The 12,916-nt window shown below is 66.7% G+C and carries 20 protein-coding genes; 13 read left to right on the top strand and 7 right to left on the bottom strand.

The window, feature by feature from the left end:
• Positions 1-18 precede the first annotated feature (18 nt).
• The 3 genes from ASF27_RS01655 to ASF27_RS01645 form a co-directional block, all read right to left on the bottom strand.
• The gene (locus ASF27_RS01655) at positions 19-630 is read right to left on the bottom strand and encodes a phage terminase small subunit P27 family (protein WP_056357254.1); all 612 of its coding nucleotides are present in this window, start codon (positions 628-630) and stop codon (positions 19-21) included.
• A 588-nt stretch (positions 631-1,218) separates the two neighbouring features.
• Positions 1,219-1,926, bottom strand: a complete 708-nt coding sequence (locus ASF27_RS01650) for a transcription termination/antitermination NusG family protein (protein WP_162238629.1) — start codon at positions 1,924-1,926, stop codon at positions 1,219-1,221.
• A gap of 314 nt (positions 1,927-2,240) precedes the next feature.
• A complete protein-coding gene (locus ASF27_RS01645; RefSeq protein ID WP_056357248.1) occupies positions 2,241-4,007 on the bottom strand; it encodes a DNA primase family protein in 1,767 nt (588 codons plus the stop codon).
• A gap of 99 nt (positions 4,008-4,106) precedes the next feature.
• Between ASF27_RS01645 and ASF27_RS21995 the strand changes: the two genes are divergently transcribed.
• Positions 4,107-4,394 (top strand): hypothetical protein, encoded by a 288-nt coding sequence (locus ASF27_RS21995; RefSeq protein ID WP_156467423.1) that lies wholly within the window; start codon positions 4,107-4,109, stop codon positions 4,392-4,394.
• A gap of 40 nt (positions 4,395-4,434) precedes the next feature.
• On the opposite strand, the gene ASF27_RS01640 is transcribed toward ASF27_RS21995, so the two are convergent.
• Entirely contained in the window at positions 4,435-5,658 is a 1,224-nt protein-coding gene (locus tag ASF27_RS01640; RefSeq protein ID WP_056357245.1) for a hypothetical protein, read from the bottom strand.
• A 233-nt stretch (positions 5,659-5,891) separates the two neighbouring features.
• Entirely contained in the window at positions 5,892-6,521 is a 630-nt protein-coding gene (locus ASF27_RS01635; protein ID WP_056357243.1) for a hypothetical protein, read from the bottom strand.
• Between the two features lie 121 nt (positions 6,522-6,642).
• Between ASF27_RS01635 and ASF27_RS01630 the strand changes: the two genes are divergently transcribed.
• Positions 6,643-6,879: a hypothetical protein gene (locus ASF27_RS01630; protein ID WP_056357240.1), complete on the top strand. Its 237-nt coding sequence runs from the start codon at positions 6,643-6,645 to the stop codon at positions 6,877-6,879.
• A 119-nt stretch (positions 6,880-6,998) separates the two neighbouring features.
• On the top strand, positions 6,999-7,214 hold the full coding sequence (locus tag ASF27_RS01625) for a hypothetical protein (protein ID WP_056357236.1): 216 nt from the start codon (positions 6,999-7,001) through the stop codon (positions 7,212-7,214).
• 23 nt (positions 7,215-7,237) lie between these two features.
• Here the strand turns inward: ASF27_RS01625 and ASF27_RS01620 are convergent, their stop codons facing one another.
• Positions 7,238-7,483, bottom strand: a complete 246-nt coding sequence (locus ASF27_RS01620) for a hypothetical protein (RefSeq protein WP_056357233.1) — start codon at positions 7,481-7,483, stop codon at positions 7,238-7,240.
• On the opposite strand from ASF27_RS01620, the gene ASF27_RS21340 reads away from it, so the two are divergent.
• Positions 7,482-8,267 (top strand): S24 family peptidase, encoded by a 786-nt coding sequence (locus tag ASF27_RS21340; protein WP_244480894.1) that lies wholly within the window; start codon positions 7,482-7,484, stop codon positions 8,265-8,267. The two genes, ASF27_RS01620 and ASF27_RS21340, sit on opposite strands and share 2 nt — an antisense overlap.
• Here the strand turns inward: ASF27_RS21340 and ASF27_RS21990 are convergent.
• Positions 8,264-8,524 carry a hypothetical protein gene (locus tag ASF27_RS21990; RefSeq protein ID WP_156467422.1) on the bottom strand — a complete coding sequence of 87 codons (261 nt, stop codon included), beginning with the start codon at positions 8,522-8,524 and terminating at the stop codon, positions 8,264-8,266. The two genes, ASF27_RS21340 and ASF27_RS21990, sit on opposite strands and share 4 nt — an antisense overlap.
• 214 nt (positions 8,525-8,738) lie before the next feature.
• On the opposite strand from ASF27_RS21990, the gene ASF27_RS01615 reads away from it, so the two are divergent.
• The 9 genes from ASF27_RS01615 to ASF27_RS01575 all read left to right on the top strand — a co-directional run bounded on the left by ASF27_RS01615 (position 8,739) and on the right by ASF27_RS01575 (position 12,518).
• A complete protein-coding gene (locus ASF27_RS01615; RefSeq protein WP_056357230.1) occupies positions 8,739-8,978 on the top strand; it encodes a hypothetical protein in 240 nt (79 codons plus the stop codon).
• Positions 8,978-9,352 carry a helix-turn-helix domain-containing protein gene (locus ASF27_RS01610; protein ID WP_056357227.1) on the top strand — a complete coding sequence of 125 codons (375 nt, stop codon included), beginning with the start codon at positions 8,978-8,980 and terminating at the stop codon, positions 9,350-9,352. Before ASF27_RS01615 ends, ASF27_RS01610 begins: the two co-directional genes overlap by 1 nt.
• A gap of 196 nt (positions 9,353-9,548) precedes the next feature.
• Positions 9,549-10,670 (top strand): DNA polymerase III subunit beta, encoded by a 1,122-nt coding sequence (dnaN, locus tag ASF27_RS01605; RefSeq protein WP_056357225.1) that lies wholly within the window; start codon positions 9,549-9,551, stop codon positions 10,668-10,670.
• 2 nt (positions 10,671-10,672) lie between these two features.
• On the top strand, positions 10,673-10,987 hold the full coding sequence (locus ASF27_RS01600; protein WP_056357222.1) for a hypothetical protein: 315 nt from the start codon (positions 10,673-10,675) through the stop codon (positions 10,985-10,987).
• Entirely contained in the window at positions 10,984-11,205 is a 222-nt protein-coding gene (locus tag ASF27_RS01595) for a hypothetical protein (protein WP_056357220.1), read from the top strand. Before ASF27_RS01600 ends, ASF27_RS01595 begins: the two co-directional genes overlap by 4 nt.
• Positions 11,202-11,522 carry a hypothetical protein gene (locus ASF27_RS01590; RefSeq protein WP_056357216.1) on the top strand — a complete coding sequence of 107 codons (321 nt, stop codon included), beginning with the start codon at positions 11,202-11,204 and terminating at the stop codon, positions 11,520-11,522. The genes ASF27_RS01595 and ASF27_RS01590 overlap by 4 nt, the downstream gene beginning before the upstream one ends.
• Positions 11,519-12,016 carry a hypothetical protein gene (locus ASF27_RS01585; protein ID WP_056357214.1) on the top strand — a complete coding sequence of 166 codons (498 nt, stop codon included), beginning with the start codon at positions 11,519-11,521 and terminating at the stop codon, positions 12,014-12,016. The genes ASF27_RS01590 and ASF27_RS01585 overlap by 4 nt, the downstream gene beginning before the upstream one ends.
• Positions 12,013-12,261 (top strand): hypothetical protein, encoded by a 249-nt coding sequence (locus tag ASF27_RS01580; protein ID WP_056357211.1) that lies wholly within the window; start codon positions 12,013-12,015, stop codon positions 12,259-12,261. Before ASF27_RS01585 ends, ASF27_RS01580 begins: the two co-directional genes overlap by 4 nt.
• Positions 12,258-12,518: a pyocin activator PrtN family protein gene (locus ASF27_RS01575; RefSeq protein WP_056357209.1), complete on the top strand. Its 261-nt coding sequence runs from the start codon at positions 12,258-12,260 to the stop codon at positions 12,516-12,518. The genes ASF27_RS01580 and ASF27_RS01575 overlap by 4 nt, the downstream gene beginning before the upstream one ends.
• The last annotated feature ends 398 nt before the right edge of the window (positions 12,519-12,916 follow it).

The following is a 12,916-nucleotide window of genomic DNA, read 5'->3' as shown; positions in this document are numbered from 1 at the left end:
GGGCGGGCGACGCGACCATCAGTTCGGTCGCGTGCCCGGCGTCGGGGCTGCGTGGTCGGCCATGAAGCCGACGGGATCAAGCTCCCCGGAGGGGGCCGGCGCAGACGGGCCCTGCCCGCGCTCGGTATCATCATCGAACAGGCCTCCGAGGGGATTGGCCGCCTGGTCGCGCATGACCTTGTAGCGATCCGCCGGGGTCAGACCGTAGGACGCTTCGAGCTTGCCCATGGCAAGTTCGATCCGGTCCCGGTGACTGGCCGCCGGGTGACGGCGGGGCATCTCATCGCCTCCGACCGTCTTCACCAGGCGGGTGACGCCCTCGGTCTTGATGGTCTGCGTCGTCTCGATCCACTCGGCCTGATAGACGCACCAGCGCGCGAACGCGTATCGGTCCATCCGGTCGAGGAGGTTGCGCCGGTGAAGGTGCGGCGCTTGCTCGCGCCAGATCCGCAGCGCCAGGGTGAAGCCCTCGTCGCCTTTGCCGGCGGTGAGGAACGTCGGCGGGCGCAGCGGATCGTTGGCCGCGAGGCGTTCGGTGCGCGCCATGGTCCGGGCCGCGCGGGCACGCTTGCCCGGGCTACCCTTCGCCGCCTGTAGCGCCGGGCTGTCCGGCTTCCGTCCACGCGTCATCGGCGATCAGCCAAGCGGCCTTGGCTCCTCTCATAAAAAAGTTTCCGCCAATATCGCGGAGAAAAAGAGGGGGTTAGACAGCCGGTCTACAGCTGTCTTCTCTGAACTTTCGACACCCCCCCCACCCCCTCAGCGTGCCGCCTGTTCTTCGGCTTGCTTGGCTGAGTTGTGGTGCGGGGTGCACAAGGACTGGAACGGGCCAGCCCAGAACCTCGCGACATCGCCACGGTGCGGCTCGACGTGATCGCACACGACAGCTGCAGTCACTCGACGCTCGGCCATGCACATGCAGCACAGCGGTTCGAGCCTCAACTGCTCGGCCCGCGTCGCCTGCCATCGGGCCGTCCCATACAGGGCGCGGGTCTCAACCTCTTGGCGACGGCGTCGGTCATAGGCCCGTGTCGCCTGCGCCCGGTCCGCATCGGAGCCAGGGCCAGCAGCGGGCCGAAAGGTACGGGGACGCCAAGCCATACCTTCGGATACGAAAAGACCCCGCATGCTCGCGCACCGGGGCCATCCACCAAAGCTAACGCACGGGGCGGTGGTTGCAGATTTGCAACAACAGTCCCGTGCGACCCCCAATCGCTATCACTCCAACGCCACATCGGCAAGCATCATCGGCACGGAGAAAGACCGGCCGAACAGGGTGATCCACATATCGATCCGGTCCGGCGGGCTCACGGCGTCCACGACACCGCCAAAGGATCGGTAGGCGCCGCTCAACACGCGCACCTTCCGCCCTGGCGCGAACCGCAGCGCGGTCCTGGCCCACGCCTGCGCACCCTCATCCGCAGCCCTGGCCTCCATCGCTGCATCGGAGAAGTCGTACACGCCCGCAGCCTGCGCCGTGCGCAACCCTTGGATCAGCTCGACCGGCACCGTCGCCGGCACCCCGCCCACGCGCACCATGCCTTCGAGCCCCGGCGTCTCCCGCAGGCCGTACAGGCTCTGACCCGGCCCGAGCCCCACGAACAGGTAGCGCGGCAGCAGCGGCACGGCCTCCGTCACCCGCTTGCGGCTCCGCGTGCGGCTCACCGTCATCACCGGCAGGCACGTCACGAAGTCTCGCCGCCGCAGCGTGGCAGCCGCCGCGTGCTCCCGCTTCGGGTTCGTATAGGCCACGAACCATTCCCGCTCGTCGCCATCGTTCGTGTGCCCGGCATCCGGCGCCAGGGCGGCCTCCGTCGCCGCCTTGCGCTCGCTCGCCGCCACCCAGCCGGCCCGCTGTTCCAGAGAGAAGTCCGAAACGCGCAGAGCACGAGGGCCAGAAGCGGGCAGAAAACCGTCATGAGCCATCACGAAGTCCGTCCGGTGAGTGTGGTGAGAGTTGGAAGATACTTCAAAACGAACCATCACCAATCAAAATACTTTGAATGACAGCAACTTAAATAGCCATGGTGAGAGTGGTGATAGTTTTTCCACGTGGTGTATAAGATTTCTGTGCTAGCTGACCCCGGAACCCCGATTGTCTATACCTGCGCGCGAAACCCTCACCACGGTCACCACAGGCGCCTAAGTGCCTGCAATCAAACATGAATAGGCTGGTGATACTTGTGGCGTGAGGGTCACCACACCCTCACCACCGTCACCACGAAACGGCGTGGTGAGGCTCAACGGCGAAAATCGAGCCCGTCCTGGGGTTGCGGGGCATCAGGCCGGTCGGGCACGTCGTGCAGCTCGCAGCCCTGGTAATAGACCCGGCCGGCGATGGGGCCGTGGTCGTAGAGCTGTTTCAGCCGCTTCCCGAACCGAGTCTGCGACAGCGTTCGCTTCGCATTGGCGAGCGACCAAGAATGATAGGCGTCATAGAGCGCGTGCGCCGTCTCACGCCCGTTGGGCGAGGGCCGGACACAAGCCGCCAGGAACTCACCCACCGGGTCCATGTCCTCGCGGTATTCCTGCGTGTCGGCGGTCACAGAGGGCGCGATGACGAGCCCGTTCGCCATGAAATCGCACACGCCCTCGATGAGCCACGCGAGGATGCCCGCACCCTCCCCATCCACGAACCGGGAGATCACCACCTCGAAATCGTCGCGTTCCTCGATGGGGATGGTCTGGTCCCAATGCACCAGCAGCATGCGCCGCCAGATGCCGTTATCCGTGCCCGTGATGGTCGGATAATCGTTCCCGCTCATATGCGCGGTGGCGAAGTTCTGGAACTCGAAATAGCCCTTGTAGAGGGAGCGGACCGGGATCGGCTCGCCGCCGGTCAGCTTCTTGATCATGTCCTCTTGCAGCGGAACGTTGCCCGCTACCTCAAGGATGCGGACGAACCGTCGCCCGTAGAGCCGGGCGATATCCGGTGAGGCGCCACCGGAGGCCCGTTCCGAGCCGCCCACGATGGATTCGCGGGGCAGGCCAACGGCGAGGCTCGGCCCCAGCACGCGGGCGATGGTCTCCAGATACACCGACTTGCCGTTGGCGCCGAGGCCATAGTGGAACATGAGGTGCTGCACCGGCACGCTGAGGAGGCCCAGCGCTGTGAATTGTTGCACCGTCCGCCGCTTGGCCGCATCCGGCAGCATTCGCTCCATGAACGCCCGCCACAACGGCGCCGTCGCATCCTTCCGATAGGGTTGCGGGACCACGGCGGTAATCCAGTCGTCCCGGCGATGCCCTTCGATGGCGTCACAGATCCCGACGAGGCGCGTCACGGAGGGGTCTGGGCACTCGTCGTCCCGCTCGGCACGGAACGCAAGGGTGTGCGTCAGGCACGCCACCCGGTAGCGGTCGGCATTAAACGCGTCCGGGTTCCGCCGCAGGCGCGGTGCGGCGCAGTGCAGTGTAGCCTCCAGACGCGCCTTGTTCTTGGAGGACACCCCGAACGCTCGGCGCTTTCCCCGGCGCTTGTCCAGGGCATCGGCCGCCGCTGCCCCTTGCGCCACGGTCACCTTCTCGTCGTCCGTCAGGTCCGCCCGCGTCTTGCCTTCCAGGGCCTCGGCCGCCTTGATGGCGGCTTGCTCGCGCGGGCTCGGGTGGATGAACTCGGATTCGAGGATAATCCGGTCACCGAGCAACTGAACCACCATGCTCGCCAGTGCGAGGCCACCCGCCAAGTCCCAATGCGTTCCGGTCCAGGCGAGCCATGATCCGCCTGACACCTCATCCTGCGCAACCACCGAAAGGTCGGCCCCGAAGTGCCGGATCAGCCGCTTGCCGTTGTCGGTGTCGGAATGATCGAGGGTGGCGCAATAGGCCAGATCCTTGGGGTTCACCTTGCGTGGGCCATCCGGTCCCTCGTCGGCGTCGCCGCCGGAGGGTGGTTCCGGAGGGCCGCCGCCCCAGCCATCGGCGGGGTCGAGCCCGGCCTCCTCATCGCCAACAGCTTCCGCCTCGTCGACAAGCCGGGTGATCTCGTGGCGCTGGTCATCGATCATGATCTGTCCACGTTCATTGAGTAGGAACACAAAGCAGGCTGGTTTGAGTTGAGTCTTCGATCAAGCGCAGACGCGGCATTGAACTGAGAAGGAATCGACATGGAACAATCGACTGAATATTCGGAACTGCACGCTTTGCGCGTTCTAGAATTCATCTCGGGAATTACGGATATGTCCTCCACCCATATTGATCTTTTGCTAACGCAGGCGGTCGCAAATGCTTCAAATCCAAAATCCAGCAATCTTTGGAACGTAGTCGTAGGAATTTTAAGGAGGATGAATATTGCGCAAGATATTGAGGCCGATGTTGAATTCACAAGAATCATTGAAGAAGCAAAAGAAAAACTCGCAGAGATAAAAGGGGGGTCTTCCCGCACTCCGAAGTGATTGAGCGAAGAGTATCTGTAGGTCATGAGCTCGATATTGTTCACGCCGCAGCCCTCCGCAGCACATCGTTGAAATCCTCGCCCTCGGGCGCCCAGGGAATGCCCACCCGACACGCGGGCACCTGATGCCGAATGCGCGCCGCACCCCGCTTCAAGGCGTTCTCCGTCAGGGTCCGGTCGCTGTCGGAATCGCCCAGCAGGTACGCCGCCGTCAGGGTGTCGGGGACCGGGATCGACGGCGCGCCGAGGTCCGGCACCGGCCCCGGCACCCGCCGCGCCCGGCGCCGGCCGAGGCGGTCCACCGTCACGTCGCTCGGGTGCGGCACGCTCCCCGCCGCCCGGCCGCCGATGTTGCCGAGGCTGTAGCCCGACCGGAACACCGCCCCCTCCAGGCGCGGGTCCCCGCAGGCCTGGAGCGCCAGCCACACCGACAGCACGGTCTCGATGCCCTCGCCGAGGAACAGCGTCGTCGGCCGCTCGCACCGCACCAGGGGGATGTGCCCGCCCTTGGCCGAGCCCCGCACCTTCTTCGCCGGCAGCACCTCGCCCGTGTTGGGGTGCACCGGTTCGGCCTTGCCCGAGGGCCGGGCAAGGTCGATCCACGTGGCGTGCAGCCCGGCGAACCGCCCCGTGAGGCCGATCACGGGTGCCAGCAGCGCCGGCCCCTCGTGGATCACCCGCCACGCCTTGCCGCCGCGCCCGTCGGCGACGTGCTCCCAATAGGGATGCTTGGGGGCGCAGCGCAGCCACGTCCCCGGCGGCGCCACGAGCCCGCGGCGATGCAGGTAGGCCTCGGCCGCCGTCCCCGGCAGGGCCACGCTCGCCCGGAACAGGTCACGGCACCGCGCCAGTTCCTTAGCCCGGAACGCGTTGCTCTCGTCTTCCTGCGCCAGCTCGGCCGCCGCGCGCTCGGCCTGCCGCGCGGCCTGCGCCGCCGCCCGTTCGGCCCGCGCCGCGTCCGTCTCGCCGCGCTCGCGGTCCGGCGGCGGACGCCCCGTCAGGATCTCGCACGCCACGACGAAATCGCACCCGTCGAGGTGCTGCACCATCGCCAGGGCGTCCCCGCCGGCATCGCCGCGCCGGCAGATGAACACCCGCTTGCGGGGGTTGATCGCAAACGTGTCCTCACCCCCGCACAGGGGGCAGGGTCCGACGAGTTCGCCCCCGCGCCACTTCAGCGCCGAGGAGCGTCCGGCCACGGCCTCCTCAAGGGTGACGGCCCGCGCCTCCTCCACCCACGCCTCGAAGGCAGACGATCCGGTCATGGCTCGAACTCCAGGCTGGCAGGCGCGCGGAAGGGTCCGCGCAGGGCGGGGCGAACGGGGTGGGAAGCGACGAGGCGGGCCGGGCTAAGGCTCGGGCATCCGGCCCCCCGGCCGCGCCCGCGCCTCCAGCCAAGCGGACCACCCGAGGAGCCGCGCCCCACACCCGAGGGGCACGCGGGCGCCCAACCGGATCAGCGAGGCCGCCCCGGCAGCAAGGAGGCGCGCGAGCCCGCTCATGCCCGCCGCCCGAGCTGACGCTGCAGGTCGGCCAGCCGCGCCTCGAGCTTCACCTGCTCGGCCCCGCGCGCCGCGGCGTCGAGCCAGCCCGGCGGCCGGTGCAGCATCGCCCGCAGCAGTTCCGGCCCGTAGGCGCAGGACAGGATCAGGATGGCGCGCCCGTTCGGCAGCGCCGCCCCGGCCAGCCACTTCTTCACCGTGTCCGCCGGCAGGCGCGTGCGCGCCGCCACGTGCTGGGCCGTCTTGTCGGGGTGCTGCCCGCGCAGGAACCGGGCGAGCCCGGCCCCATCCACGGCGTCGGACCAATCTCGCTCCGCCTTCGGGAAAAAATGGTCCCACAGAGCGCCGGACATTCCCGCGCCCTCGGCACAGGCTGCCTCCACCGCAGCGAGCGCCGAGACCGGCGTTTCGGGGGCGAACAACCACTGCAACACCGGGAGGGGCGAGGTGTCGGGCATCCAGTCGAGGGCGGAGCAAGGCGTGGCCGCGAGGGCATCGGAGGCATACGCGGTCACGGAGGCACAGGCCTCGCTCGCCGCCTGCGCCCCGGCATCGAGGACGGACCAGGCGCCGTCGACGGCGTCGGCGAGGGACGGCAGGGAAACAGCGCGGAGGCGATCAAGCATGATCGTGGCTCCGGCAACGGGCCGGGCTGGTGTACGCCACGGTCCAGGACTTTTCCGCCAGGGCTCGAACCGGGTCCTCAACACCGCAAACATCACAAGCGGCATTCTGGAGAAACGCACGTTGACCGATCACCCGGCACCGCTCGCCCCCCCCATCACGACACGCTTTCAGGTGCTGTTCGGCCCCGACGGAGCGGCCCGCATCGTCCTGTTCGCCGACACCTCGGCCGAGGATCGGCCCATCGCGACCCTCGACCTCGACGCGGCGGACGGCGACCTGCTGGCGCGCCTGCTGACGACGCGCCGCGCGACCTATGACGAGCAGCGCCGCAACCATGAGGCCGGCGCACAGCAGTGAGCGGGAGGCGGGCATTAGGCGCACCATTCGCTGAACTGAGGCGGAGTCGCTTGCTCGGACGAGCCTGCCCGATCAGGTCTAAGTTCATGAAACACCCGGAGCCCCGAAAGGAGACTGCCTTGGATCTGAAGCATGAAGCCCCGCATGCCCTGTGGGCCTACCGGGTGGACCACGCCCCCGGCCCGTTCGTCTTCCTGACCACTGCCGGCCAAGCCGACGAGGACGCTGATCCAGTTCGGCACACCCTCGGCCTGACGCCGCGCCAAGCCCGGGACCTCGCCCGCGACCTCCTGCGGTCGGTCGAGACGTCCGAGGTCGAAGGGCCGGCAGGCTGAATGACTGGATCGGGGAGCGGCCATCAGGCAACGGCTTGATGCACTGAGGCCTTCGGCTTCCGCTCCAGCGTCCTTTCGAGGATTCCGAATAGGACCTCAAACGTGATGCCTTTAGCCGACCCGGCTTCCGACTCGACGATGCGCCGGAAATAGATAGGGGGAATGCTGTCGCGCGCCTTCAAGGTCCGCGCATGGCTCTCCGTGATATCGAGGACATCAGCGGTGCCAGCGATCGAAAGCGCCTCAATGACATCGGAGAACGTGTTCATGGCGCAATCGCTACAAGAGGTAGCGATTTCAGTCAACACGGCACGTAGCGGTCGGTTCGCTACACTGCGTACTATGGATGAAGCAAAAATCAGGAAGGCGCAGGGCCTTCGATTGAAAGCGGCTCGGAACGCAGCCGGGTATCGCTCCGCGCGTGAGGCGGCTTTGCAGAACGAGTGGAAGGAAAGCAGCTACGCCGCTCACGAACGAGGATCGCGCACAATCGGCCAAGACGATGCGGAACGTTACGCATCACGCTTTAGGTTTGATGGCGTAGAAGTGACGGCACGTGGGATACTGTTCGGCGATACCGACGCACCAGAGCAGGTGATTGAGGGAACGCATATCGTTGGTGTAAAAGGTCTGATCAGCGCAGGAAGTATTATTGAGACCGGCTCCGAACAGCTTAGCGAAAATGAAAATATCTACGAAATTAGCGTCCCATTTCCGATTGAAGACGGAACGATTGCATTTCGCGTCATAGGTAATTCAGGCTACCCCAAATTCGATCCTGATGACGTTGTTTTGTGTTCGAAGTTTGGAGAAAACCCTGAGCGTCTTGTTGGTTCCTATGCAGCCGTAACTACCAAAAGCGGTGACCGTTACCTTAAGCGCATTTTGCAGGGTTCAAAAAAGGGTCGCTATCACCTCGAAAGCTACAATGCGCCTTTGATTCCTGATGCAAGTCTTCAGTGGGCAGCAGGGATCATAAGCACTGTCCATGCTCGCCACTGGACGCAGATCGTTGCCGCGTCCAGGCAAACATCCGATCCAGAGAAAGCCTAGAACGGTATCTCGTCAATCACGTCCGGCGGACAAACGCCAAAGACGGCGAGGATGATTGGCTCCTCCGTAGATCCCAAATATTCGTCGCCCCGCAGCAGCATGGCAGCAGCACCAATATCTGCCCTGCCACTGCAGCTTTGCTCTGCTTTGCGACGAGCTTCGTCCGCATTTTTGCAGGCAATACCTCGGCCTGGATTGATAGTCCCCCTGCGGTTACGCACGTATGTCTGAACGGCGTAACGATCAGTGCTTTTCATGATTCACCCCAAGGAATCCACTCCCATATGCTGCACCTGAAAATGAGAACGTAGCAAGAACAAATTTGTTCAACCCACGGTAGGTGTGGATAACGCTTGGCGGTAGCGCGTGACACAGCGTAGCTAAAATTCTGAAATCGCTACACCACGTGTTGACCATTGTCGCTACGCAACGTAGCGATAAGCCATCGCCACCTGCGATGGAGCCGCGTCCGTGCCCAACCCGTTCCCCGACCCGCCGTCGCCGGCTCAGGTCCGCGCCGCCCTTCGCAATCACCTCGCCCGCAAGCTCGGCTGGTCCGGCAAGACGGCGGACGCCTGCCTCGCCCCGCTCTCGAACGAAGACCTCGCCCGCTGCCTGACAGTGGACGTGGAAGAGACCCGCACGGCGCTCTACACCAGCTCGTGTGACGCCCTCGCCCAGGCCGGCGGCCTGCAAAGCGCGGCCGCGTGATGCGGCGCCCCTTCCTCACCTCCGAGCAGCACGAGCAGATCGCGGCACGCCGCGAAGCGGGCGAGAGCATTGGTCAGCTCGCTCAGGCCTACGGGTGCTCTCGCTCGAACATCAGCGCCGTCTGCCTTAAATTCGGGATCGAGCCGCCCGGCGCTCGCCCCATAACCCCGGTCGCCCCCGGCCCAAATCGCATCGAGCGCGGCGGGATCCTCGTGCGGCGGTTTTCGGCGGACGAGGACTCCCGCCTGCTCACCCTGGAAGCGGCGGGACACGGCTACATCGCCATCGGCGCGGCCCTCGACCGGCATCCCAACTCCGTCCGCTACCGGCTGATGACGCTGGCCCGCCACCAGGCGCGCAGCGAGGCCGCCTGACATGGCCGCCCACGCCCTCACCGAGGCCGCCGTGCCACGCAGCTCCCCGTCTACGACGGCGCTCCTGAGACGCAGAGCGTTTCGCGCGCCTGACACCCCGATCCCGCGCCCTGCTTCCTCCCGGCGCGGGACACTTCGGCGGGGCGCGTCATCCGCAGCCCCGCCGTCTTTTCCTCTCCACAGGCCCTGAGACCCGATGCGCCTCACCTGCGAACGCTCCGGCCTGTTCAAGGCCCTCAACGCGGCGACCCGAACGGTGGAGCGCCGCAACACCATCCCGATCCTGTCGAACGTGTGCTTCGCGGCCGAGGGCAAGCGCCTCACCATCCGGGCCACGGATCTGGACATCGAGATCCAGATGGAATGCGCGGCCACGGTGGAGGAGGCCGGCGGCGTCACCGTGCCGGCCCACACCCTGAAGGAGATCGTCCGCAAGCTGGCCGACGACAAACCGATTTCCATGAAGACGACGGACAAGGGGCAGATCGTCGTCCAGTCCGGCCGCTCGCGGTTCGAACTCGGCACCCTGCCCGTCGGCGACTTCCCCGACCTGCAGGCCGGCGAGATGCCGAGCCGCTTCACCTGGCCCGTGGCCGACGTGCTGCGGATGTTCGAGCAAACCAGCTTTGCCATCTCCACGGAGGAGACTCGGTATTACCTCAACGGCGTCTACCTCCACGCCCCGGACGGCCTGGAGCGCCACGAAGGCTTGCGCGCCGTCGCGACCGACGGGCACCGCCTCGCCCGCCTCGCGCTGCCCCGCCCTGAAGGCGCCGAGGGCATGCCTGGCGTCATCATCCCCCGGAAGACCGTGGCCGAACTCGGCCACCTCGTGGAGATCGAGGGCAGCGCGCAGTTCGAGGTGGCGGTGTCGCCCACCAAAATCCGGTTCACCCGCGATGACGTGGTGCTGACGAGCAAGCTCATCGACGGCACCTTCCCCGACTATGCCCGGGTGATCCCCACGGGCAACGACAAGCGCCTCACCGTCGCCCGCGAGGCTTTGGCCGGCGCCGTCGACCGCGTCTCAACCGTGTCGAGCGAGCGCGGCCGGGCCGTGCGCCTCGACATCGACGCGGGGGTGATCCGCCTCAGCCAGCGCAACCCCGATGCCGGCGAGGCCACCGACGAGGTGAATTCGAGCCTCGACGGGGCGCCCCTGCAGATCGGCTTCAACGGCAAGTACCTCAGCGAGGCCCTGGCCGTGCTGGGCGGCGAGCAGATCGTGTTCCAGCTCGCCGACCCCGGAAGCCCCACCATCCTGACGCGCACGGGCGACGATGCCCTACTCGTCGTCCTCATGCCGATGCGGGTGTGATCATGGCGCGCGACATCTTCGAGGCTCGCGACGTGAAGGAGACCTTCATGCGCTGGTTCCTGACCGACCACGACGCCGGGCTGATCGTCGGCCGCGTCATCATCGGCGCGCATCACGAGGGATGCCGCGTCCAGACCAATCACGTCGGCTGCAGCCCGACCGGCCTCGTCGCCATGGCGTTCGAACTGCTCATGGCCGCCGACGAAGCCTTCCGCGCCAGCGATGAGGACACGGCCGTAGCGACGGCCCGGATCGGGGTGGCCCTGGCCGCCCTCGGCTTCACCACAACCCCGACGGCCAGCGGAGCGCGATCATGAAATCCGACAGGCTGCGCACCCATCGCGTCGAACTCGCCGCTGCCTACGCCAAAGCCCGCCGCCGGCATCGCGGGCAGGCAGGGGCCGGCGCTCGTCTGCAGGACGCGACCACCGCCCTGCTCAAGGCCGAAGTGAAGGAACACCGCCCCCGCCGGGGTCGCCCACCCAACCCCCGCCCGAGCAACCCCGACCTTTTCGTCAGCGAGGCCCGCCCGTGACCGCACCGTCCCTCATCCGCGCGGCCCTGGCCGCCCCCGATCGCGCCGAGCGCACCCGGCTCATGGCCGAGGCCATGCGCCACCACGAGGCGGGCCCCGAGGGGGCGTGCACGTTCCATCACCTCATGGCCCGTGGCTTCTCCCCGGCCGAAGTCGAAGCCTACCGTGACGACGCCCGCGCCCTGTGCACGGGCCGCCCCGCCATCGTCCTCGCCACCCCGCCCGGCCGCCGCGAGGGACAGGCCCTGGTCCGAGTCGCTCGCGCCCTGCGCAAGCGCCAGGCCGCCACGCAACAGCAGGCAGGGGGCGCAGCATGACGCGCGCTGCCCTCGTCGCCACGATCGGTCACGCCGCCGCCGTCGCCAAGGCCACGCGGCTGCAGCAGGCCTATTCCGATCTGTCGGGCCGATACGAAGCCCTGCTGCGCGACTGCCATCCAGCCTACAGCGCCGGCCATCACACCCTCGTCCCGCAATCCCGCGCCGCGCAGGACGTGGCGGCCGAGCGGCGGCGCCAGATCGTCGAGGAAGGCTGGACGGCATCCCACGACGACACCCACACCGACGGCGCGCTGGCCCAAGCCGCCGCTGCCTATGCCTTCGTCGGCTCCCTCAGCGAGTATTGGCGGGCCCACCTCTCCCCTTCATCCGCCGGCTGCACCCTACGCGACCTTTGGCCCGAGGCATGGGGCTTCTCAGCGTTCAAGCCGAAGGACCGCCGCCACGATCTGGTGCGGGCCTGTGCTTTGCTGATTGCCGAGATCGAGCGCGTCGACCGCGCTGCCATCGTTCAACGTGAGGCAGGACAATGACGGAGTTACAGGAAGTCGCCCGCCCGCTGTCCGATTGGCACGAGGATATGGGCGACGTGCTGTGGTGGTTCTTCCCGATGACGGAAGCGCCCTACGTCGGGTCCCCGCTCGATTGCGGGCGTACCTGCGAAATCACGCTCCGGCTTGTCGGGGAGGAGCACACCCATAGCGTCAGCATCGGCGGTTGGCCCGGCTACCACACGCATTTCACGCCACTCCCAGCCCTGCCTAAGGAGCCCGCATGAACACCGCCTTCCTCCTGATGGCGCAGTACAGCGGGGCTGCCGTCATCCCGATCGACCGGGTGTGCAAAGACTACTTCTCACACCTCACCCCGGAAAAGCTCGTCCGCAAGATCTCGGCAGGCGCCATCGCCCTCCCGCTGGTCCGCATGGAATCGAGCGAGCGCTGCGCCAAGGGCGTGCATCTCAACGACCTGGCGCTGTGGATCGACGAGCGGGTCGAGGCCGCCCGCAAGGAATGCCGTCAGCTCTGCGGCTGATCCGGCCGCCTACCGCGCGTCGGATGTGGGCTGGGATGTGGGCCGATGCCCCGTGCCCCGCAGCATTCCTCTCGTGAGCCGCCCCGCTTAGCGGCGGAGGAATGATCCGCCATCACGAGGAGGGAACGGGCGTGTCCGACCGCATTCCACAAGCCGACAATAAGTGTGGCATCCGCGTGTGGTCCCACCGGCTGCACATTCCGGTGACGCGTATGACGTCGTGCGTTCCGCGCAAGATCGAGGCGAACCGCTTCGCCCGCCTTGTAAAACCGGCACCGCCCCCGGCGACCGAATAGAGCGATGAAATTCGCCAACATCCGCTTTCGATCTATTTCAACCGCTGCGATTACGATCGGTACTCTGAACGAGCGGTCATTCGCCCATTGTCTGGCGGCTCC

The organism is Methylobacterium sp. Leaf102, from assembly GCF_001422425.1.
Lineage (GTDB): Bacteria > Pseudomonadota > Alphaproteobacteria > Rhizobiales > Beijerinckiaceae > Methylobacterium.
The sequence above is the reverse complement of the archived record's forward strand: the minus strand, read 5'-3'. Positions and strand labels throughout refer to the sequence as shown.

Coding starts and splice junctions, on each gene's coding strand:
- ASF27_RS01645 (WP_056357248.1), bottom strand. CDS start 4,007: ATGATCGATGACCAGCGCCACGAGATCACCCGGCTTGTCGACGAGGCG.
- ASF27_RS21990 (WP_156467422.1), bottom strand. CDS start 8,524: ATGAAAAGCACTGATCGTTACGCCGTTCAGACATACGTGCGTAACCGC.
- ASF27_RS01650 (WP_162238629.1), bottom strand. CDS start 1,926: ATGGCTCATGACGGTTTTCTGCCCGCTTCTGGCCCTCGTGCTCTGCGC.
- ASF27_RS21340 (WP_244480894.1), top strand. CDS start 7,482: ATGGCGCAATCGCTACAAGAGGTAGCGATTTCAGTCAACACGGCACGT.
- ASF27_RS01655 (WP_056357254.1), bottom strand. CDS start 630: ATGACGCGTGGACGGAAGCCGGACAGCCCGGCGCTACAGGCGGCGAAG.
- ASF27_RS01580 (WP_056357211.1), top strand. CDS start 12,013: ATGACGGAGTTACAGGAAGTCGCCCGCCCGCTGTCCGATTGGCACGAG.
- ASF27_RS01585 (WP_056357214.1), top strand. CDS start 11,519: ATGACGCGCGCTGCCCTCGTCGCCACGATCGGTCACGCCGCCGCCGTC.
- ASF27_RS21995 (WP_156467423.1), top strand. CDS start 4,107: ATGGAACAATCGACTGAATATTCGGAACTGCACGCTTTGCGCGTTCTA.
- ASF27_RS01640 (WP_056357245.1), bottom strand. CDS start 5,658: ATGACCGGATCGTCTGCCTTCGAGGCGTGGGTGGAGGAGGCGCGGGCC.
- ASF27_RS01600 (WP_056357222.1), top strand. CDS start 10,673: ATGGCGCGCGACATCTTCGAGGCTCGCGACGTGAAGGAGACCTTCATG.
- ASF27_RS01635 (WP_056357243.1), bottom strand. CDS start 6,521: ATGCTTGATCGCCTCCGCGCTGTTTCCCTGCCGTCCCTCGCCGACGCC.
- ASF27_RS01595 (WP_056357220.1), top strand. CDS start 10,984: ATGAAATCCGACAGGCTGCGCACCCATCGCGTCGAACTCGCCGCTGCC.
- dnaN (WP_056357225.1), top strand. CDS start 9,549: ATGCGCCTCACCTGCGAACGCTCCGGCCTGTTCAAGGCCCTCAACGCG.
- ASF27_RS01575 (WP_056357209.1), top strand. CDS start 12,258: ATGAACACCGCCTTCCTCCTGATGGCGCAGTACAGCGGGGCTGCCGTC.
- ASF27_RS01610 (WP_056357227.1), top strand. CDS start 8,978: ATGCGGCGCCCCTTCCTCACCTCCGAGCAGCACGAGCAGATCGCGGCA.
- ASF27_RS01620 (WP_056357233.1), bottom strand. CDS start 7,483: ATGAACACGTTCTCCGATGTCATTGAGGCGCTTTCGATCGCTGGCACC.